The sequence below is a fragment of the Flavobacteriales bacterium genome (assembly GCA_016712535.1).
Lineage (GTDB): Bacteria > Bacteroidota > Bacteroidia > Flavobacteriales_F > PHOS-HE28 > PHOS-HE28.
The window spans coordinates 942,130-962,739 of record JADJQW010000003.1 but is presented as its reverse complement, the minus strand read 5'-3'; the positions used below and the strand labels follow the sequence as shown (position 1 = coordinate 962,739).

At 61.7% G+C, this 20,610-nt stretch carries 21 protein-coding genes; 12 read left to right on the top strand and 9 right to left on the bottom strand.

Features of this window, described 5'->3' with window-relative positions:
* Nucleotides 1-8: 8 nt before the first annotated feature.
* From IPK70_14355 to IPK70_14345, 3 genes are all read right to left on the bottom strand, one after another.
* Nucleotides 9-1,025 carry a hypothetical protein gene (locus IPK70_14355; protein ID MBK8228341.1) on the bottom strand — a complete coding sequence of 339 codons (1,017 nt, stop codon included), beginning with the start codon at nt 1,023-1,025 and terminating at the stop codon, nt 9-11.
* 46 nt (nt 1,026-1,071) lie between these two features.
* Nucleotides 1,072-2,319, bottom strand: coding sequence for a hypothetical protein (locus tag IPK70_14350; protein ID MBK8228340.1), 1,248 nt, complete (start codon nt 2,317-2,319; stop codon nt 1,072-1,074).
* A gap of 122 nt (nt 2,320-2,441) precedes the next feature.
* Nucleotides 2,442-2,609 (bottom strand): hypothetical protein, encoded by a 168-nt coding sequence (locus IPK70_14345; GenBank protein ID MBK8228339.1) that lies wholly within the window; start codon nt 2,607-2,609, stop codon nt 2,442-2,444.
* A 187-nt stretch (nt 2,610-2,796) separates the two neighbouring features.
* Here IPK70_14345 and acs point away from each other — a divergent pair, with 187 nt between their 5' ends.
* The 5 genes from acs to IPK70_14320 all read left to right on the top strand — a co-directional run bounded on the left by acs (nt 2,797) and on the right by IPK70_14320 (nt 8,484).
* On the top strand, nt 2,797-4,692 hold the full coding sequence (gene acs, locus IPK70_14340; protein ID MBK8228338.1) for an acetate--CoA ligase: 1,896 nt from the start codon (nt 2,797-2,799) through the stop codon (nt 4,690-4,692).
* Nucleotides 4,693-4,705: 13 nt separating this feature from the next.
* The gene (locus IPK70_14335) at nt 4,706-5,122 is read left to right on the top strand and encodes a phosphoheptose isomerase (GenBank protein MBK8228337.1); all 417 of its coding nucleotides are present in this window, start codon (nt 4,706-4,708) and stop codon (nt 5,120-5,122) included.
* Between the two features lie 53 nt (nt 5,123-5,175).
* The gene (locus tag IPK70_14330; GenBank protein ID MBK8228336.1) at nt 5,176-5,979 is read left to right on the top strand and encodes a hypothetical protein; all 804 of its coding nucleotides are present in this window, start codon (nt 5,176-5,178) and stop codon (nt 5,977-5,979) included.
* 180 nt (nt 5,980-6,159) lie between these two features.
* Complete coding sequence (locus IPK70_14325) at nt 6,160-6,993, top strand: hypothetical protein (protein MBK8228335.1); 834 nt, start codon at nt 6,160-6,162, stop codon at nt 6,991-6,993.
* A gap of 6 nt (nt 6,994-6,999) precedes the next feature.
* Complete coding sequence (locus IPK70_14320; protein ID MBK8228334.1) at nt 7,000-8,484, top strand: trypsin-like peptidase domain-containing protein; 1,485 nt, start codon at nt 7,000-7,002, stop codon at nt 8,482-8,484.
* Nucleotides 8,485-8,499: 15 nt separating this feature from the next.
* Here IPK70_14320 and IPK70_14315 read toward each other — a convergent pair whose 3' ends face one another.
* From IPK70_14315 to IPK70_14300, 4 genes are all read right to left on the bottom strand, one after another.
* Nucleotides 8,500-9,039, bottom strand: a complete 540-nt coding sequence (locus IPK70_14315; GenBank protein MBK8228333.1) for a hypothetical protein — start codon at nt 9,037-9,039, stop codon at nt 8,500-8,502.
* Nucleotides 9,040-9,074: 35 nt separating this feature from the next.
* Nucleotides 9,075-9,533 carry a hypothetical protein gene (locus IPK70_14310; protein MBK8228332.1) on the bottom strand — a complete coding sequence of 153 codons (459 nt, stop codon included), beginning with the start codon at nt 9,531-9,533 and terminating at the stop codon, nt 9,075-9,077.
* A gap of 78 nt (nt 9,534-9,611) precedes the next feature.
* Nucleotides 9,612-11,039 carry a DUF2330 domain-containing protein gene (locus IPK70_14305; GenBank protein ID MBK8228331.1) on the bottom strand — a complete coding sequence of 476 codons (1,428 nt, stop codon included), beginning with the start codon at nt 11,037-11,039 and terminating at the stop codon, nt 9,612-9,614.
* Between the two features lie 23 nt (nt 11,040-11,062).
* Nucleotides 11,063-11,950 (bottom strand): RnfABCDGE type electron transport complex subunit D, encoded by an 888-nt coding sequence (locus tag IPK70_14300; GenBank protein ID MBK8228330.1) that lies wholly within the window; start codon nt 11,948-11,950, stop codon nt 11,063-11,065.
* A gap of 108 nt (nt 11,951-12,058) precedes the next feature.
* On the opposite strand from IPK70_14300, the gene IPK70_14295 reads away from it, so the two are divergent.
* The 3 genes from IPK70_14295 to IPK70_14285 are packed head-to-tail and all read left to right on the top strand — an operon-like array spanning nt 12,059 to nt 13,578.
* Nucleotides 12,059-12,481, top strand: a complete 423-nt coding sequence (locus tag IPK70_14295) for a response regulator (protein ID MBK8228329.1) — start codon at nt 12,059-12,061, stop codon at nt 12,479-12,481.
* A gap of 35 nt (nt 12,482-12,516) precedes the next feature.
* On the top strand, nt 12,517-12,885 hold the full coding sequence (locus IPK70_14290) for a response regulator (GenBank protein ID MBK8228328.1): 369 nt from the start codon (nt 12,517-12,519) through the stop codon (nt 12,883-12,885).
* Nucleotides 12,886-12,894: 9 nt separating this feature from the next.
* Nucleotides 12,895-13,578: a HAMP domain-containing histidine kinase gene (locus IPK70_14285; GenBank protein ID MBK8228327.1), complete on the top strand. Its 684-nt coding sequence runs from the start codon at nt 12,895-12,897 to the stop codon at nt 13,576-13,578.
* A gap of 9 nt (nt 13,579-13,587) precedes the next feature.
* Here the strand turns inward: IPK70_14285 and IPK70_14280 are convergent, their stop codons facing one another.
* Nucleotides 13,588-14,508 (bottom strand): NYN domain-containing protein, encoded by a 921-nt coding sequence (locus IPK70_14280; GenBank protein MBK8228326.1) that lies wholly within the window; start codon nt 14,506-14,508, stop codon nt 13,588-13,590.
* Nucleotides 14,509-14,569: 61 nt separating this feature from the next.
* Here IPK70_14280 and IPK70_14275 point away from each other — a divergent pair, with 61 nt between their 5' ends.
* The 4 genes from IPK70_14275 to IPK70_14260 all read left to right on the top strand — a co-directional run bounded on the left by IPK70_14275 (nt 14,570) and on the right by IPK70_14260 (nt 19,260).
* Complete coding sequence (locus IPK70_14275) at nt 14,570-15,130, top strand: hypothetical protein (protein MBK8228325.1); 561 nt, start codon at nt 14,570-14,572, stop codon at nt 15,128-15,130.
* Between the two features lie 45 nt (nt 15,131-15,175).
* Nucleotides 15,176-16,492: a hypothetical protein gene (locus tag IPK70_14270; GenBank protein ID MBK8228324.1), complete on the top strand. Its 1,317-nt coding sequence runs from the start codon at nt 15,176-15,178 to the stop codon at nt 16,490-16,492.
* A 79-nt stretch (nt 16,493-16,571) separates the two neighbouring features.
* Nucleotides 16,572-18,737 carry a S9 family peptidase gene (locus tag IPK70_14265; GenBank protein MBK8228323.1) on the top strand — a complete coding sequence of 722 codons (2,166 nt, stop codon included), beginning with the start codon at nt 16,572-16,574 and terminating at the stop codon, nt 18,735-18,737.
* 61 nt (nt 18,738-18,798) lie between these two features.
* A complete protein-coding gene (locus tag IPK70_14260; GenBank protein MBK8228322.1) occupies nt 18,799-19,260 on the top strand; it encodes an OsmC family protein in 462 nt (153 codons plus the stop codon).
* Between the two features lie 6 nt (nt 19,261-19,266).
* Here IPK70_14260 and IPK70_14255 read toward each other — a convergent pair whose 3' ends face one another.
* Nucleotides 19,267-20,607 carry a carboxypeptidase-like regulatory domain-containing protein gene (locus IPK70_14255; GenBank protein MBK8228321.1) on the bottom strand — a complete coding sequence of 447 codons (1,341 nt, stop codon included), beginning with the start codon at nt 20,605-20,607 and terminating at the stop codon, nt 19,267-19,269.
* Between the last annotated feature and the right edge of the window lie 3 nt (nt 20,608-20,610).

Sequence of the window (20,610 nt, the reverse complement as noted above, 5' to 3'; positions counted from 1 at the left end):
AGGGTTCGCTATCTCACCACAAGCCGCTCCCATCGCGGCTGTCCGCCGATGATCACGCCAACATGATAAACACCCGGCGCCGCGTGCGGCATGCTCAGCTGAATGCGCCGCTCCTGCCGGACCTGCCGTTCCAGGACGACTCGGCCTGCCCCATCGAGCACGCGGATCAGCGCATCGCTCATCGTGCGATCAAAGAGGATGCTGAAGCCCGCATCGCTGCTGGTCGGATTCGGCGAGAGGCGCATGCCATGGGATCCCTGGTCAATCACCCCCACCGTTCCGGTGATGGTGGTATCAATGTTCACAACGATGCCGAAGCTCGGGCCCCAGCTATCGTTCACATCCTTCGCGCGGAGCCAGAGCACGTTCACGCCAGCCGTGACCGGTGCGGGGATGCCACCGCCCTTAATCGCCTCTAGCGCGCTGGTGAAGCCCCCATCCACAGCGAGCATGGGCGTGCCCAGACCGAAGCCGGGATCATCGTTCACATAGTACTCGGCAGCGCTTACGCTGATCTCCGGGAAGCTCACGGCGCCGTCGAGCACTTCCACCAACACGTTGAACGGCAGGCTCCAAGCGCCATTCACGTCCTTCACGCGAACGCTGAGCACATGGACCCCGGTTGATGGCAGCACGGCGGTCTCCATCGAGATCGCTTCCAAGGCGCTGTTGAAGTCGCCATCGAACGCGACCATGGGCGTGCCGCTGCCTTGGCCCGGATCCGCATCCCAGAAGTACTCGGCCTGCGTTACGGTTATCTCTGGGGCCGTCACCACCGGAGGCTCCATCACCACAACGGTCGTGTAAGTCGGCCCCCAATTGTTCTGCTGGTCCTTTACCCGGATACCCAACGTGTGCGCCCCGATTGGGGGCAGCGTCGCGGTTTCAAGGAAGATGGCTTCCACGGCGTCATTGAAGGCGCCATCCATGGCGCTCATCGGATTCGCGTTGCCTGCGCCGGGATCCGCATCCCAGAAGTACTCGGCATTGTCCACGCGCTGCGCGCTGACCGTGAGGACCGCCAACAGCGAGCAGGATGAAAGGAATCGTACCATCATCATCGTGCGCGCATCAACGGTCGAACGCGGTGGCCTTCACGCGCAATGTGCTACCCTGGCGCACGTTGAAGGGATGGCCGGTCATGTACACCCGCGCCGCGCCAGTCTGCAGAGGGAAGAAATTCGTGAGCGCGTAGCTGCCTCCGTACGCGCCGGCATCGCCCGTGGTGAGGTCAAGGTCGTAGAACGGCGCAGCAGGATTCCCGCCATCGATGGCCGCGCCGTCGGCGAGGAAGGTGCCATCGGCGTTGAGGGTGATGGCCTGATCGATGGTATTGCTGCCCGCGAAGGTGAAGCCTGTGCTCACCGGGGTGGAGATGCCGGTTGAGATGTGGTTGAAGTACACGTTGATCTGGCCTAGGTTGCCGCTGTCGTTATTGATTCCGCGGCATTCGCCGTTCCAGGTGCGGGTCACCACATTGTTCATGATCTCCCATATGCTTCCCGTGTTGGTGTTCGCGAGGTTGATGCCGTAGGTGGTGAAGTTGCCGGTGTAGGCCGTCACGGTGTTGTTCCAAACCAAGTTGGCTGCATTGGTCACGGGTCCTTCATACACCTCGATCCCCATCCAGCCATGCTGCACATAATTGTTGCGGATGTGGAACACCTGGCCGATGCTGCTGCCGAAGATGCCTTCGTAGCCAACGCGGCCCTTGACTTTGTTCCCGATGATGGCGCAGGTATCGATGGCGGTGCCTGACGAAGTGGTGTTCACGCTGATCGCCTCATCATTCACCTGGCTGCAATCGATATCGTTGCCTACCACATTGCCGAAGTTGATGCTCAAGGATCCGTTCACCAAGGTGCAGCCCACGACATCGGCATCGAACCAATTGCTGGCCAGGTTGATGCTGCCATTCACGAAGTAGCTGTCCACCACCCGTACGCGCGTTCCACGGATGCCCGAGCTGCCTGCTGCTGCCCCAATGCTCCCCGCCGTATTGCGCATGCCGTTGATCAGCACGGTGCGACCGTCCGCAGGAGCGATATTGTACGTGCCCTGCACCACGAAGAAGCCGTCGTTCGCATAGCTCAGGAATTCAAGGCTCTTGTCGATGGTGATGTCCTGGATCCACGGGATATCGCCCGCGCGGTTCTTGATGATGATGCGGTCGCCATCAACCGCGGCGGCGACAGCCGCTGCGATGTTGGGATAGGTCGGTGCAACGCCGAATTCCTCCACGATCCGGTCAATGGCGGAGACGTGAAAGGCGAGCAAGGCGAATGCGGCAGCGGTCAGGTGCTTCATGTGCTTTTTCATGAGGCAGCTAAGCTAGGTTCCAGAGGAGATCGAAAAAGTTGACCCCGGCACCTGGGCAGGTGGCACCGGGGTCTTCGTACTCGGCCCACCATTCGGCGGACCGGGTCCGGGGTAACGGTCGCTCAGGCTTCAGCTTCGATGCTCAAGAGCAGGGCGTTCGCTGCAGGTTCTGGTTCAGGCGCCTCCACTTCGATGGTTGCGGGCTGCGCATCCTGCGGAATGGCTTGTGCGAAGAGCTGTTCTTCGTCGGTAAGGCAGAGGAGAAGCGTAAGGGTCTGAACTGGCCACATGCGTGATGGAAGGTGTTTCGTGCGGGACAGTCAGCCGAGGAGTGGCGCAAGATTTCAGATGGAGGGCACCGAAGTCAAGGACGAACCATCATTTTCCTTCGACGAATCCACTTGACATGCAGGCGTTGGATGTAGTAATCAATGCCGCAACTTCGCCGCTACCACTTCAAATCCGCCGCACCAGCGCATGAGCGACTACCGCCTCCGATCGATGGCCGAATACCATGCGGCCCGAACGCGCAGCATCAACGACCCCGAAGGCTTCTGGGCCGGGATTGCTTCGGCTTTCTCGTGGAAGCAGCCTTGGCGCAAGGTTCTCGAATGGGATTTCACCAAGCCTGAGGTGAAGTGGTTCATCGAAGGCACGCTCAATATCACTGAGAACTGCCTCGACCGGCACCTGGCTGAACGGGGTGAAAAGACCGCACTCCTGTGGGAAGCGAACGATCCGTCCCGAGCAAGTGACCACATCACCTATGCGCAATTGCATGAGCGCGTTTGCCGCATGGCCAATGTGCTCAAGCGCAACGGTGTTCGGAAGGGCGACCGCGTCTGCCTCTACATGCCCATGATCCCGGATCTTGCCATCAGTGTGCTGGCCTGCGCGCGCATAGGCGCCATCCACACCGTGGTTTTCGGCGGCTTCAGCGCCAACTCCTTGGTTGACCGCATCAACGATTCGCAATGCTCCCTGGTGATCACCAGCGATGGCATCCGGCGGGGCGCGAAGAACATCCCGGCCAAGACCGTGGTTGACGAGGCGCTTCCCTCCTGCCCCAGCGTGCGCGGTGTCCTGGTGGCGAAGTGCACCATGGAGGAAGTGACCATGCAGCCCGGTCGCGACCATTGGATCGAGGATGAGTTGAAGGGAGTCGACGCGAACTGTCCCGCCGAAGCCATGGACAGCGAAGACCCGCTCTTCATCCTGTATACCAGCGGCAGCACCGGCAAGCCCAAAGGCGTGGTGCACACCTGCGGTGGCTACATGGTGTATGCCGGCTGCTCTTTCGCCAATGTGTTCCAGGTGGACGAGAACGACGTGTTCTGGTGCACCGCCGACATCGGCTGGATCACCGGCCACAGCTACATCGTCTATGGACCCCTGCTGAATGGAGCCACCACCGTCATGTTCGAGGGCGTGCCCACCTGGCCCGACCCCGCGCGATTCTGGCAAGTGATCGAGAAGCACGGCGTGACGCAATTCTATACCGCACCTACGGCGATCCGTTCGCTCATGGCGGCTGGCCATGACCTGCCATCAAGCTTCGCCATGCCCAGCTTGAAACTGCTCGGCAGCGTGGGCGAGCCGATCAATGAAGAGGCCTGGCATTGGTACCACGAGCAAGTAGGCAAGAAGCGCTGCGCCATCGTTGACACCTGGTGGCAGACGGAGACCGGCGGGATCATGCTCAGCGGCTTGGGCGATATCACGCCGATGAAGCCAGCCCACGCGGGGCTGCCGCTGCCGGGCATCCGTACCATCCTCGTGGACCAGCAAGGCAAGGAGTTGCACGGCGAGGCCGAAGGATACCTGTGCATCGACTTCCCTTGGCCCTCCGTGATCCGCACCACATGGGGCGAGCATGAGCGCTGCCGACTGAACTACTTCGCGCAATACCCTGGCCGCTACTTCACCGGCGATGGCGCCAAGCGCGATGCCGACGGCTTCTTCCGCATCATCGGCCGGGTGGATGATGTGATCAACGTGAGCGGCCACCGCATCGGCACCGCGGAAGTTGAGAACGCGATCGATGAGCACCCCGATGTCGTGGAAAGCGCCGTGGTGGGCTACCAGCACGACATCAAGGGCCAGGGCATCTATGCTTTCGTGATCTGCGACCACGTGCGCACTGACAAGGATGCGCTGCGCAAAGAGGTCATCGCCACCGTGGAGCGCATCATCGGCAAGATCGCACGACCGGATAAGATCCAGTTCGTGAGCGGGCTTCCCAAGACGCGCAGCGGCAAGATCATGCGGCGGATCCTGCGGAAGGTGGCAGAAGGCGAGATGAACAATCTGGGCGATACGAGCACCTTGCTGGACCCCGCGGTGGTGGAGGAGATCAAGAACGGCCGCCTTTAGCCAACTTTACCCCATGGCCCAGCTCCAAGAGACCTTCGAGGACGGCAAGCGCATCAGCCCGAAGCTGCCCGACGGGAAGAAGAACTTCCTCATCGACATCGATGGCACCATCTGCGAGGACATCCCCAACGAGGAGCCCGAGCGCATGGCCACCGCCGCCATCTACGAGGGCGCGCTGGAGATCTGCAACGGCTGGTTCGATGATGGGCACATTCTCACATTCTTCACCAGCCGCACGGAGGAGCACCGCGAAGTGACCACCGAATGGCTCGACCGCCATGGCTTCAAGTACCACGCGATACTCTTCGGCAAGCCGCGAGGCGGCAACTACCACTGGATCGACAACCACATCGTGCGCGCTACGCGGTACGATGGCAAGTTCACCAAATTGGTGGAGCGGCAGGCCACGATCGAGGCCTTCGAGGAATGAGCCCTGCTCATCCCACAGAGCATTCAGCTTACCCATTGACCCTCCCTGCCCCAATGCTTTCCCGGAACCATTCTCGCGCCGCATGCGCATTCTTCACCGCCCTCTGCGGGCCTGTCGCATCCGCGCAGTTCTTCTATGCTGGCCTAGGCGCTCATTTGAGCGTGCAGAATCCGGAGAGCATCCAGGTGATCGAAGCCCTGGACTCCAGGACCGCCTTTGTCGCCTTGGAGGCATCACCATTCCTCGGGTACAGGATCAGTCAGCATTTCGCTGTCGGTCTCAGCGCGCGCCTGCCCATGATCAACTCGAAGAGGTTGACCAGCTTCGGCGACGATGAGTACGAGTACGGGAACCCGTACCGGGTCGTTGGCGAGTATGAGAATGGAGAGGAGATGACCTCTTGGAGCTGGGCCGACCAAACTTCTGGCCGAGCGCCGGAGGCCTATGGTGTGACCATCAGGCCCGCCGCGCTGTACGCCGCGCATCTCATGCTCATCATGCATGATAGAAGCGGATTCTTCGTCGAAGCGCGGGCCGCTTATGGAGGCTTCCGCGAAGTTTTCGCGATTTATCGTGAGGGATCCGCTGGCGTTGAACCGCTTAACGAGACCGTGAAAGCGCGCAAGGGTGGGCTCGCGCCAGGAATCGGAATCGGAATCATGCCGCATGTGGGCGAGGGCTCCTTCATCAGGTTGGAGGGCGGATTCGACTTCTTGCTCCTGAGCACAAGCAGCGGCTTCCGGTACGAGTTGGATTCGCAACCCAATGGCGGCGACCTGCAAACGCTCACGCTCCGCTCCACCCTGGAACGAGGCAGCATGTTCCGGTTCGGCTTCACCTATGGCCGCCGGTTCTAGCCTCTGGACCATTGGTATCGGGGACCGCTCTGCCGCAGGTGCCCACACCGTATGGTTCTAGGACGAGGAATGAAGCTATGTGCTTTATTCGCGACAGCGTACCAACTCCCCCCTGAAGCCGTGAAATCGATTCCTCAATCCGGGCGCGCCATCCGGTTCCGGGGGAACTTCACCATGGGCATGCTATGTCTGATCGGCACCTGCGCCCCGATGCACACGCTGAAGAACTTCCTGCCGTTCAGCCGGATTCCGGGGTTGCTGCTCGCGCTGTTGATCAGTGGTTCAGCCACGGCGCAATACCTCTACCTCGGCGGCAGCCTCGATTACTCCAACCTGAAGCTGCGCACCATGGATTACAAGCGCAATGGGATCAGCCGCATCGAATTCGCACCCCAGATCATCTACCGCCCGATCCGGAGCCTAGGGATTGGCGCCTCATTCGGATTGCCCTTGAGCACCAAGGTGAAGGCCTCGCTGAAAGGCTCTCCCACCACCGATGGCTACGGCTTCTCTGATTGGGGCGGCTATAGCGAATACTCGTACAGGCACATCCCGAGCGCGTTCGACTACGAACTGACGGCGGGCTCCACCGCGAGCGGATTCCTGCGGATCTATTTAGAGGACAAGCTGAACTTCTACGTGGACCTGCGCGTCACCATGGCGCGGTTCGAGGAGAAGCTCGTGCTCACTCGGAATGCCCAATCCGGCTACTACGATTCCTTTTGGGAAGTCTATCGGAGCCCGGTGGCCAAGCTCTCCACGAACGAGGCCTGGCAGCGCACCTTGATCGCACCTGGACTGAGCGTAGGAATGGCACCGCACCTAGGAGAGCACCTCTTCCTCAGCTTCTTCCTTGGCTTGGATTATTACGCCTTCACTGAGAAGAGCTTCTCGATGACGGTCTCTTACACCGAGGACTACGACGGGCAGATGGAATACGCCACTTTCACCACCTTGCTCAACGGCTCCCGCCAGGTCTTCCGTGCAGGCCTGGGCCTTGGAACATACTTCTGATGCATAATGAACCCACGCCTCTTCCTCCTTGCCCTGCCCTTGCTCTCCGCGCATGCCGCGATCGCGCAGTTCGGCTACATCGTGAACGGCTCTCCCGATAGCGCGCAGGTCCTTTTCAACGGCAAGCCCAAGTGCCAGGTGCCCTGCCGAGCGCGATTCAGCTGGAGTGAGGCCGTGGACAAGCGGATCGCCATCGAGATCATCGCTCCAGGCTATGAGAGCTGGCGCGACACCATGACGCGCAAGCCGCAGAGCTACGACCAGAGCGTGACGGTGCACCTGAAGCGAACACCGATCACCCCTGCCCTCGATTCCACCACGGCCATCGTGGGCTTCGACCGCGTTATCGTGGCGCCCAAGAGCGGCGACCGCATCGGCACCTACACCGACAAGCGCGGCGACAGCAGGCCGTTGCTCTGGGACGGCACCACGCAGATCGGCGAGCGCACCGCCGAGCGCAGGTTCTATGAAGCGCTCGATCAGGCCGGTGTCCGCATCCCGGGCAAGCAGTCCGACAAGCTCTTCGCGAAGCCCGGCGAACAGCGCGTGCAGATGCCCCGATTCCTCGTGGGCGCCAAGCTGATGGAGGCCAAGGTGAACATCGCTTATGAGAAGAACGCGGACGCAAAGCTCTCAGGCGAACAGGGCCGCGCGGAGATGCGCATGGAATGGCAGGTGCTCGACCGCAACAGCAGCAAAGTGGTGCTCACCAGGACCACCACGGGATTCTCACGTTCGCGCAACCGCACCATCTTCGGTACCGACAACCAGATCGATGCCTTCGAGGATGCGCTCTGGAAGTTCATCCGGAGCAGCGAATTCCTCGACCTGCTGAGGAATGCCGGACCCGATACCGGTGGCGGATTCGCGGCAGCGGACAGCAGCAGGGCGCCCACAAGCATCACCCGCGCGAAGAACCCTGCCTTCAAGTCGTTGAGCGAGATGATCAAGCATGCCGACAGGGCCTGCGTCACGATCGTCACCGACGACGGGCACGGAAGCGGCGTGATCATCGACCCCGAAGGCATCGCGCTCAGCGCCTACCATGTGGTGGAGGGCTCGAAGCGGATCGAGGCCCAGTTCTCCGATGGCCTTCGGCAGGAAGCGCGCGTGCTGGTGCACGACATGGCCAACGACCTGGTGCTGCTCGACATCACCGGCTCGGGCTTCCGCGCCCTGCCATTGGGCCAGGACGAGGACAATTCCATGGGTGATGAGGTGATCACCATCGGCACGCCCGCCGATGTGCAGTTGGGCCAGAGCGTGAGCAAGGGCATCTTGAGCGGCAAACGCAAGATCGACGAGAAGGTGTACCTGCAGACCGATGTAGCCGTGAGTCCCGGCAACAGCGGCGGGCCCTTGCTGAACGACAAAGGCGAGGTGATCGGCATCATCCAAGTCAAGCTCGTGGGCGAAGGCCTGGAGGGCCTGGGGTTCGCGGCGCCGATCGAGCGCGTGAAGGAGCTGCTCAGGATCCAAGTGAAGGACTGAAGCGCGGAACGGGCACTAGTCCCCCTTCTGGCCCACGAAGTGGTCCTCCTTCTCCTCAAAGAGGATGTTGAAGGTGGTGAGCGAGCCGTAGCAGCGTGTGATGTACTGCTGCAGTTCCACCTTTTCAGCCTCGCTGAGCTTTTCGTGCGCGTTGATCTTCTGCTCCAGCACACGGAAGCGGTCACGGATCATCACGATCTTGTGGAAGAAGTCGTCGATGGGCAGCTCCTTGGCCAGCAGGCCCGTGTCCTTCGGCTTCAGCACCAGCGTTCCGCCGTCATAGCGCCGTGAAATGTCCACCGGACGCTGCGGCTGCTGCATCTCCTCGAGAACCTCTTTCAGGCAGTCCCGCACCGCATCGAGGTCCAGCGGCTCCTGGCCGATCTCAACGCCGGGCGCAATGGTCACCAGGCCATCGAAGCTCCGGCTCACAGGCTGCTCGCCGTGCTCCCGGAAGAAGACGTGCACCGTGCGCGGATCCAGGTCGTACACCACGCCCACGCCCATGGTGGGGTGCTTCACGCGCGCGCCGACCGCGATTTCGTAGAGTTCCATGCTTGACGGGATGTTTCCGCCAAAGAAAGCGCGGCTCAGCAGATCTCCAGCACCGCGTATCGAATGCCGTTCACCACAGCGCTCTCGCCGGCCTTGCGCCCGTAGAGCGCTTGCACGAGCGGCGCTTTCGGCGTGACGCCCAGGTATTGCCTCCCTGCCGCCTCGAATTCCTCGATGCTGAACCCGATGAGCAGGTTGCGCTGATCAGTATGCACCACCGCGCCGAATTGCACCGTGTCCATTAGGGCATCGGGCGCGACGATGCCGAGCCGGTCGAGGTCCTGGAGCATGTGCTCATACTGGGCACCGAGCGAATTCATCAGGTCCACATCACTGCCGCGCGTGCTCTCGGTCTGGCTGGCGGTCTCGGCATTGTCGTCGCCGATGGTCACGGACTTCAACTCCTCGATCCGCACCCTCAACTCGTTGGCGCTTCTTTCCATGTGGCTTCGCGCGGCTTGCAGCACAGCGCGCTTGATGTCGATGCGGTCCATGTGGTGTGCGTTTCGGTCCGAAGGTACCCGGATGGGATGCGGACGCATTGACGTTCGTCAGTGCCGCGCCGCATCGTGCTAAGCCGGCCGTAAACGACTGCGGTGAACGAGCTCCACCAATGCAAAGGCAAAGGCCGCAAGTGCAACGAGCATCCAAGGACCGCCCATCCCGCCCGGGCCACGGAAGGGCACTGGAGGCGCCACCGTATTGCGTCGTTCAGGGCTCATGCGCCGCTTCACTTCATCGGCGTAATCACGGTGCTTGTCCACGTTCCAGCCGGTGAGCGCGTTCAGCTCTTCCAATTCACGATGGCGACGGTAGTAGAGCTGCTCCAGGTAATCCTGCCCTTCGGAGCAGGTAAGATCGCCTTGGGCCGGGTGCGTGAGGATGTAGCGCGCTTGGAAGTGCTCCGTATTGGGCGTTACCTGGAAGACCAGGTCCTGCGGAAAGCGATCGCGCGAATAGCGCACATGCAGGCGCGTGTAGAAGGTTGGCGCGCCTTGCTGGCTCCAAGAGGCGCCAGCTTCAGCGAACTCGCGCGGCATGGGCGGCGGACCGACGCAGGGATCGCACTTCATCCCGCTGAAGCTGGGCGTCACGTTCCAGGCGTACTCAAGGAAGACCGTGTTGCGTCCCTCACGGCGATGCGCCCGCGCGAACAAGTCCTTGTAGAACGGCCCGAATCGTGGCTTGGCGAAGAGCGGGATGTTGCGGTCGGTAGGCACTTTCACCGTTCGGTAGTTCACGCACTCCACACGGCCGGTGCGGGTGAAGGCATGCACGATCATGTCCTGCGAGCCGTTGCTGTTGGCCATGCCCAATCGGATGGGCAGCATGAACTTATGGCTCTCGTACCGGATCTGGATCGGCCGCAAAGTGCTGTAGCCCGATGCCTGGAGTTCCTTCAGGTTCACTTTCACCACGAAGAACTTCAGGTTGCTCTTGATGTAGGGATCGAGCACCTCGTGCGCCGTCTGGGGGATCTTGTACCCGTTCTCGATCAACCAATCCTTCAAGCCCACGCTCTCCTTCGCGCTCAGGATCAGGATGTCATACTCCCCTACCGTGTAACGCGCCTCAATGGTGACGCCTTTGTCCCTGGCTTCCCGCTCTTCTTGCTTCATGGCCATGGCGGACCTCGTAGCCGCCACGCTCTCCTGCATGTCTGCATTGCTGAATAGCCAGCGCCGGCAGGGATTCTCATCGTAATACTCCACCAGCCGCGGCGCGCTATAGGCATCGAGCGCATCGAACACGCGGCGCTCCACCACCTTGATGTCGTCGCGCAGCAGCACCGTGGGCACGGGCACCACCATGGCGAAGTCCTTCACGTCGCCCTTGAAGTCATTGCTCATGGTGAGGATGGTGCGCTGGCCGTCGCGGACGAGGATCACCTCGCTGCGGTCGTTGAAGAGCGTGGCATCGGCCTTGGCCACATAGAAGCCGCAGAAGGCGGAGGCTTGGTGCGCAAGCAGCGCGAGGATGGGGAGGAATGCGTGGCGCATGTTCATTGGGTTCTCGTTTTCAATCAGGGGGCGGTTCGATCTGTGGCAACCGTTGGGGCGATCTGGTGGATCGCAGGTGCGGCTGCCCCGGTTGGGGCGCTTTCCGCATGCCCAACCCACCGGAACACCTCTCCTTTCCAAATCCGATCGAGCAAAGGGGTGAACGCGCTGATGATCAGCAATGCCCAGATCGGCGTGGCATTCACCCACCACTTCCAGCCGAGCAGGAAAGCGAGCAAGGCGATAGCGAGGCTCCAGCCGATGCGAGCGCCCTGTGCTTTGGGCGTGGTCATCGGATCGGTGATCATGAAGAAGGTGAAGAGCAGCAGGGACCCGTTGCTCATGCGGTGCAGCCATACATCGGGTTCCCAACCGAGGTAGAGCACCTGGCGCGCGAAATCCAGGGCAGCGAAGGCCAAGAGGAATGCGAGGCTCGTATCAATGCGCCCGACCCGCAGCACCACCATGCAGCCGGCAGCGCCCACCAGGAAGACCAGCGCGGCTCCGCTCCCCCATTGCCCTGGGCTCACCCACGCATCGCCTGTGAGCAGCACGGCTGCCGCGATGCCCAGGTTGCCGGGATTGAAAACATGCTTGCCATCGATCCGGAGCAAGAACTTGCTCGCGATGGCCACGGATGCGCCAAGCACCAGCACCCACGGCGACCCGGCCTTCAGCAGCAGGCTCATGCCCAAGCCGGTCACCATTGCGCTCTTGACCGAATGCCAAGGCAGCTTCTTCCAACGGATGAAGAACGCTTGCGCCGCGAGGCAAGTGCCCAAGAGGATCAGGTAGCGCCGCCACTCGGCATCCCACTGCAGCACCGCGATGCCGTATGCGAGGAAGGCCGATAGGAAGAGGATCTGGAAATGGCGCGCATCGCGGCGGAGGTGCTGGATCACGGCGGTCATATGCGGGCGTGTTTCAGGGATGCGGTACCCGCAACGCCTTCGCTGGTTCGATCCGGCAGGAACTTTCGCCGAAGACAATCGTTTGAAGCGCCTCAACGACCATCGCGGATGACCCAAGGGACCCTTCAGCAGACCGAGGTCCGCCACATCATCGTGGTGGACGATGAGGACGATTGCAACTTCGTGACGAAGCTGGTGCTGAAGAAGGCCGGCTTCTCCGGCCGAGTCACCTGCTACACGAGCGCAGCGGAGGCCCTGGCGCATTTCCGCGCCGGCCACGACCTGCCTGACCTGCTCTTCGTTGACATCAACATGCCAGCCGTTAGCGGATTCGAGTTCCTTGCCGCCTGCGAATCCGAGGGCCTGCTCCCCAATGAGCTCACCAGCGTGGTGATGTTCAGCAGCAGCAACCGGCCCAGCGACCTGGAGCGCGCGCTTTCCTACCGCAGCGTGATGGGCTATGTCGAGAAGGCGCTCTCGGTGGATAGCTTCGAGCGCGTATTAGCCGATCGCCGGGCCGGGCGGAAGTGAAGTTGGTCGCCATTAACCTCTCCCACGGACCAACCATGAAGAAGATCCTGATCATCGAGGACGAGGCCATCATCTCGTTCAGCTACCGCCTCCAGATGGAGCGCATGGGCTTTGAGGTCACCGGCACCGCTAAGAGCGCCGAAGAGGCTGAGGCGCTCCTCCGCACGGAGCGCCCTGACCTCATCATCATGGACGTGTACCTCAAAGGCCCCAAGACCGGGCTCGAACTGGCGCAAGAGATCCATGCCAGTGACCCCGTTCCGATCCCCATCCTCTTCCTCACCGCCAGCACGAAGCCTGAAGTGGTGGAGGCCATCCGCGCGCTCAAGGGCTGCCATTACCTGCCGAAGCCCATCAACAGCGACAGCCTGGAGGACATGCTCCAGCGGTTCGCCCGCGAATAAGCGAAGGCCATGAAGGCATCGCCAGAGCAAGCCGAGCGCCTGCACCGTTTCGCGCACGACCTGCGCAACCGCCTCGGCGCGATTCGGCAGGTGCTGGCTCAATTCACTGAACCTGCAGCGCGTGAGCATGCTGACCTGCTCGACTTCGCTGAGCAGCAGTGCTTCAAGGCGTTGCGGGCCACGGAGGAGCTCCTCGACGATTTCATGGTTGACCGAAGCCCGAAGCTGATGGCGAAACAGCCCGTCGACCTCGCTGCGTGCATTGGCCGCGCCATCGACGCCCAACAGCACCGTTTCGCGCGCAAGCAGCAAGCGGTGGAGCAATCGGTCGAATCCGGACTCTTGGCCCAAGGAGATGCCCGCCTCCTCGAGGATCTGGTCTGCGCGCTACTGAGCAACGCGTCGAAATTCAGCGATGCCGGGCACTCCATCTCCATCCGCCTTCGGAAGGCGAATGGCATGGCCGAGATCACCGTAACTGATAAAGGCATCGGCCTTGACGCCGATGACCTCCTTCATGTGTTCACGCGCTATGCACTCCTGAAAGGAAGATCAACCGCCGGCGAGGCCCAAGGGCGCTCAACCCTGGCCCGTGCCAAGCAATGGGCTGAAGCTCACGGCGGCGAGCTGACGGCATCGAGCAATGGCGCTGATCAAGGCAGCGCCTTCACCCTGCGGCTGCCGTTGGCTTGATCAGGCTGCCTATTCCGCCGGCCACGTGATGTTCTTCGCCACGCGCTGGCCGCGGTGATTGATGGCCACATTGAATTCAACCTCATCGCTCACCGACAACTCCTCGAAGGTGATGCCTTGGAGGTCGTCATGGCGGAAGAAGAGGTTGTTGTCCGGGTAGCGGATGAATCCGTAGCCGTTCATCAGGCTCATGATCGCGCTGCGATGACGCTCCTCATCCACCAAGGTAGGGGCCGGACGCTCAACGTCGGGCTCGGCGTCGCGGGCATCGCGCGTCACGAACATGTCCCGCACCACCTCATCATCCTCCTTCAGCCCTTCCTCGATCAAGTCGTGCATGGGCATGGGGTAGCTCACCTCATTCCAGAGGTCAGTGCTCGTCTTCGTGGTCTGCAGTTCGCCGGTCTCCTGGTCAGCGAACTCGAAGTCCCAGCCCAGCAGCATGGTCTTGCAGCCCAAAGCATGCAGCTTGCGCACCAAGGGCACATGATCGCTATCGCTGGCGATGATCACGGCCACATCGAAACGCTTGAGCATGCAGAGCTCATAGGTCTCGAGCGCCATCAGCACATCGATGCCCTTCTCGCGCTTGCGGCCCATGAGGTCCTTCACCGGCAGGTAGTGCGTTTGGACGCCGTTGTACATGAGCACATCGTCGAAAACCCGGTCGTAGTAGAGCTGGTTGGTCTTCTCCATGGCATCGCGAGCGCTGAAGCGGCCACGGAAGAAGTGCGCGTCTATGATGTGGCAGAGGCTGGGGCGGGTATCCTCCCGTTCCGCAAGGCTATGCTTGATGAACTCGTGCACCCCGCCGATGTGAAGCCTGCGCCGCTGCGCGTGCACGTAATTGTAGTAGTTGCTCACGTGGGTGAAATAGCTCCCGTCGTAGAATACGCCCACCTTCAGGGCGGTGCTTCCTTGCTTGCTCATGTTTGATCGGAATAAGGTCGCCAAATGTAGGCCCGCGACGGGCCGGGGCTAACTTGCCACCGTGTCCCCGCGCTGCCTCATCTTCCTGGGTTTGGCCTTGCCAGCGGCAGTGGCCGGCCAAGTTGCTGCCATGGGCGACAGTCCGCCGCTCACCTACACGCGGACGGTGACTGTTCCGCTGAACGCTTTGCTCCTTCACGACAAGGCGCTCGATGCCTGGACCTGGACCTTCGGCAAGGAACCCGCCGGGAAGACCCTGCGGACCGACCGTGAACAAGGCGTGATCGAAGGCCTGGCGCGCGTGAATTACCGGTCGGAGAAGCTGGCCTTGCGCGAGGAGACCATGGGCGTGATCCAGTACCGCGTGGTGGTGATAACCCGTGCCGGCGAATGCAGGGTCACGGTGAGCGAATTGACCCATACGGGCAACCGGGGCACGGCACGCGGGGGCATCCACCTTGGGCTACTGCTGCGGGGCGATCGGCCCGCCAAGAACGTGAAGGGCATCGGCGCCAATACCGGCAGGCGGATCTACGCCGAGGTGAAGGCGGTGGCCGAAGCACGCGTATTGGCGCTGCTCCAAGCCTTTGATGCCCGCCTGCGCGCGAACGCGGAGCCGTGAGCCCCGGCGCAACCCGGATCCGCATCCGCCGTTGAAAGGCGGCCCATGCATTTGAAACTCCTGACCGGTTGGCGCCGATGGCCCTTGGCTGCCGGCATCCTCGCCCTTCTCTTCATTGGCTACGGCATCAGCCTGGTATCCCGCTCGCGCGTGATACAGGCACGCATCGCGCAGGAAGTGCGCCTGCTCGATGCCCTTAGCAAGCTCAGTGACGAACTGCATCGCCTCGGGGTGGTGCACCGTGTGGATGTGAGCAGCGCGCAAAGACATTGGCCGATTGACCTCCAGCGCTTCCGGGACCAAGCCGGGTCGATCGCTCAGGGATTCACTGGCCTGCCGGGCGTAGAGCGGCTTCCGAACGAGCTGATGCCGCCCTTGGTCCAAGCCGATTCATTGCACGCGCAAGCCGTGCTGCGCGGCGATCACATCGCCGACCCCCGCTCCGTGGAGGCCGTGTTCCAGATCATGATGGGCCGTGCACAGAAAGCCATCGACCGGAACGCCCGCGCGGTGCACGAGGAAGGATTGAGCGCGCATTCAGGCACGCTCAGCCGCCAATGGCAAGAGGCCCAGCTCCTGCTGATCGCGGCTTGCCTGCTGGCCGTGGCCATGGCCTGGCTCGTTGGTGCACGGGGACAGTTGCTCGCCGAGAGCCGCTTGCGCGCCGAGCAGCTCGAGGTCGCCAGGCAGAATGTGGAACGCGCCAACCGCGACCTGCGGGAAACCATGCTCAGCAAGGAAGAGAAAGAGGTGATGATCAAGGAGATCCACCACCGCGTGAAGAACAACCTTCAGATCGTGAAGAGCCTGATCCGTTTCCAAATGGACCAGGTGAAGGACCCGCGGACCACCGAGCTCTTCAACGAATGCGTGAACCGTGTGAGCGCAATGGCCCTGGTGCATGAACAGACCTATCTCACCAAGGACCTCGCGAACATCCCGGTCGATGGCTACCTGAACAGCCTCGTGCGCGACCTCGTGTATGCCTACTCGGTGAACGTCAAGCTGAACATGGACATCGACATCAGCGTGAAGACACTCACCGTTGATACACTGGTTCCTTTGGGCTTGCTGGTGAATGAGGTGATCAGCAACAGCTTCAAATACGCGTTCCCAGGCCGCAACAGCGGCACCATCACCTTCCACCTGCATGGCAGTGAGGCCGATGGCTTGCGCATGCGCGTGGGCGACGACGGCGTTGGGCTAAAGAGCCGCGATGGCTTCCACCGGCCCAACAGCTTGGGCATGGACCTGATCCACACCCTGGCCGGACAGCTCGATTGCGATATCCACTTGCTCGATGGCCCCGGCACCCAGTACGAACTCGTGAGCCAGAAACTGGCCAAGCGGAAGGTGGCCTGAGCCAACCGTTCATCATCGCGCCTTCGCGTTGCCGATCATCGCCGACGGATAGCTTCGCCGGCCATAAACGCGAAGCGCCATGCTCAAGCCCGCTATCCTTGCCTTTCCCCTTGCGCTGCTCTGCGCATGCGGCGGCGACCAACCCATCGTGGAAAAGATCACCTACCCTGAAACCCGAAAGGATCCAGCTGCTGGCGACACCCTGCACGGCAGCTTCGTCGCCGATCCGTACCGGTGGCTCGAGAACGACACCAGCGCGGAGACCGCTGATTGGGTGAAACGCCAGAACGCCGTCACCAACGCTTACCTGGAGAAGATCCCTTATCGTGGTGCGCTGGCCAAGCGCTATGAGGAGCTCTACAACTTCCCCAAGGTGTATGGGCCCATGCGCGTAGGCGAGCTCTACTTCATCTGGAAGAACAGCGGCCTGCAGAACCAGAGCGTGATCCTGGTGCGCAAAGGACTCGACGGCGAGGACCAGGTCTTCATCGACCCCAACCAGCTCGACCCTGCGGGAACCACCACCTACAATCCCATCGGCACCAGCAAAGACGACCGGTACATGGCCGTGAGCGTGCAGAAGGCCGGCAGCGATTGGCAGGAGATCATGGTCTACGACCTCACCACCCTGCAGCCTACAACTGACCTGATCAAATGGAGCAAGTTCAGCGGTGCCTCCTGGTATAAGGACGGCTTCTTCTACAGCCGCTATCCTACCCCGGCCAAGGGCACCGAACTGAGCGCGGCCAGCAAATTCCAAAAGGTCTATTACCACAAGCTGGGCGATGCACAGGAGAAGGACCAGCTCGTATGGGAGAACAAGGACAACGGGGACCTCTACGTGGGCGTTGGCGTCACGGAGGAAGAGGAATTCGCGACGCTCTACATCAGCACCGGCACCAACGGCTACGAGATGCACTTCCACGATCTGCGCAGCGGCGGCCTGCCCTCGCCGGCCACGAAATGGATTCCCTTGCAGACCGGCTTCGATCACAAGACGAGCATCATCGACTTCGTGCCCGCCGCAGGTAATTTCCTGGTGATGACCGAAGTGGATGCGCCCAACTACCGTTTGGTGGAGGTGGACCCGAAGAATCCCGCCAAGGAGAACTGGAAGACGATCATCCCCGAAGCGAAGGAGCTGCTGCAAAGCGTAAGCACAGGCGGCGGCAACCTCTTCGCGGAATACCTGAAGGACGCCACCAGCCGCTTCTACCGAATGAAGCTCGATGGCAGCAGCAGGCAAGAGATCGCATTGCCCGACATCGGCAGCGCGGGCGGCTTCGGCGGCAAGCGAAATGACACCTACAGCTTCTACAGCTTCACCAGCTTCACCGATCCGGGCAGCATCTACAAATACGACTACGCCACCGGCCAGAGCGAAGTGTGGTTCCGCCCCGAGCTGAAGTTCGACCCTTCACAGTTCGTCACCGATCAGATCTTCTATCCCAGCAAGGATGGCACGAAGGTCCCGATGTTCATCGTGCGCAAGAAGGGCGTTGAGAAGAACGGCAAGAACCCCACGCTGCTCTACGCCTACGGCGGATTCAACATCAGCCTTTCTCCCAGCTTCAGCACCAGCCGCATGCTGCTCCTGGAGCAAGGCGGCGTGTTCGCTCTGGCCAACCTGCGCGGCGGCGGCGAGTACGGCGAGGAATGGCACAAGGCCGGCATGAAAGAAAAGAAGCAGAACGTGTTCGATGATTTCATCGCCGCCGCCGAATACCTGATCAAGGAGAAATGGACAGACAGCGCGCGCCTCGGCATCAATGGCGGGAGCAATGGCGGCCTGCTCGTGGGCGCGGTGATGACGCAGCGCCCCGACCTATTCGGCGTGTGCTTCCCCGAGGTGGGCGTGCTCGACATGCTGCGCTACCAGAAGTTCACCGCCGGCTTCGGCTGGGTGCCGGAATACGGCAACGCTGAGAACAGCAAGGAGGAGTTCGACTACCTGATCAAGTACTCGCCCCTGCATAACTGCAAGCCCGCGAAGTATCCGGCCACCATGGTCATGACAGCGGACCATGACGACCGCGTGGTGCCCGCCCACAGCTTCAAGTTCATCAGCGCGCTGCAGCCCGCGCAGCAAGGTGATGCGCCGGTGCTCATCCGCGTGGAGACGCAGGCCGGTCATGGTGCTGGCAAGCCCACCAGCAAGATCATCGAAGAACAGGCGGATAAGTACGCCTTCTTCTTCGCGAGCGTGGGGGTCACGCCCACCTTCAACGGCGCAGCGAAGCATTAAGTCGCGAATAACTCAAGGCAACGCCCGGTCCAGCGATGGATCGGGCGTTTACTTTCACCCCATGCCCGACATGCATTCATACGCACTGGACCTGTTGTGGCGCGGAGACCATACGCGCGCCTATGAGGACTACACGCGTGAGCATATCATCCGCATCAATGGCAAGAGCGAGCTGCGCGTCACCGCCGACCCTGCATTCCGCGGCGATGGCGCCTTGCACAATCCGGAAGACCTATTGCTCGCCGCGCTCAGCAGCTGCCACCTGCTCACCTACCTCGCCCTGTGCGCGCGTGCCCGCATCAACGTGCTCAGCTACCATGATCGCGCCGAAGGCACCCTCGTGCTCACCAAGGATGGCGGCGGGCATTTCAGCGAAGTGACGCTTCGGCCCCGGGTTGTGGTGGAGAGCGAGGGCATGATGGAGAAGGCCCGCTACTTCCATGGCGAGGCGCACAAGTACTGCTTCATTGCGCGCAGCGTGAATTTCCCGGTGAATTGCGAGCCGTTGGTCTCTGCGGTCTGAAACGCGCTACCTCAATCGCTCCCGATACAGCGTCCGCTTCTGCGTTGATCCGTGCGGCCGATGCACGTAGTACGCGTGGCCTTCATGCACCTGCACATCTTCCGGGAACGGGTGCGTGAGCATCTCGGGCCCGCCCAGCGATCCATCGCGCGCTTCAACCGATCGCAGCCATGTTCGCGGGCCTTGGCGGAAGAGCGCGTACACATGTCCGCTGTGCCCATCCTGGATCAATGCCTTGGCCCAATGCCGCTCCGAAGCATGCCGCATCTTGACCTCAGCTACGGCTGTGCCGTCGGGCAGGAACCGGCGGATGCGATCGATGGCGTGGTCGAACACGCATAGCGTATCGCGCACCACGAAGAGCGGCGCATATGGCACCTTGAAGTACAGGTCCTTGTGGAAGCCTGTCATGAAGCCCGCGATGATCTCGCGGTCGATGCCGGTCTCGATCTCAAGGTCCATGGCGATCACCTTGTCCGGCCCGCTCATGTACTTGTACTGGCTCCGGAAGAGTTCGATCATGAAATCGTCCTGCACGGTGCAGAGCAGCTGATCCTTGTTCAACTTCAGGTCTCGCGCGAAATGCTCGAAGGCCGGGTATCCTTCGTTGCGGTTGTTGCCGAGCAGCTTGCCGCCGAGGCTGTCGGTCCAGGGCAGCACGGCCGCGCGCAAGGTCTCGCCGTCTATCCTGCCCAAGGCGAGCGAATCACCCTCGCGCCGGGCAATCCACCCCCCGCGTGCGCCTTCCACCACGGGCCTGCCAGCGTGATCGCGGTGCATGGCGCGCGCGTCATCGGGCAGTGCGATGCTGGCCAGTTCGCGCATCAGCGTATCGAGCAGCACCAGCCGGGCCGCCTGCATCACGCGCTGTCCGGCATCGGCCTGGGCATGCCAAAGCTGAGGCTTGCTGTAGGCTAGCACCCAGAGGCCATCGGGATTCGCAAGGAAGCCGCCCACATGGAGGTCAGTCCGTTGGAACACGACCTCTGGAGCGATCCGCGCGCGCACTTCAGTCGGATCGAGCAGGATGGCGCCGCGCGCTAGGCGCAACAGGAGGACCTCGCCTCCGGCCACCTCCTTGGCCGGCACCTTCCGCTGCAATTCCGTGTAGCCCGTGTAACTGACGCGCAACAGGACATCAACACCACGCCGCACGTTCAGGCTGAAGCGGCCCTCAGCATCGGACACCGCGCCTTCGACCGTGCCAGGGATGCTGACGTGCGCACCGGACAAGGTCAGGTTCGTTTCGGAATCCAGAACCACGCCGCTGAGCAGGACGGGTTGCGCCCGGAGCATCGAGCCGATCGCGATGAAGACCGCTAAAAAGCCATATGCAAGGATCCTCATGCC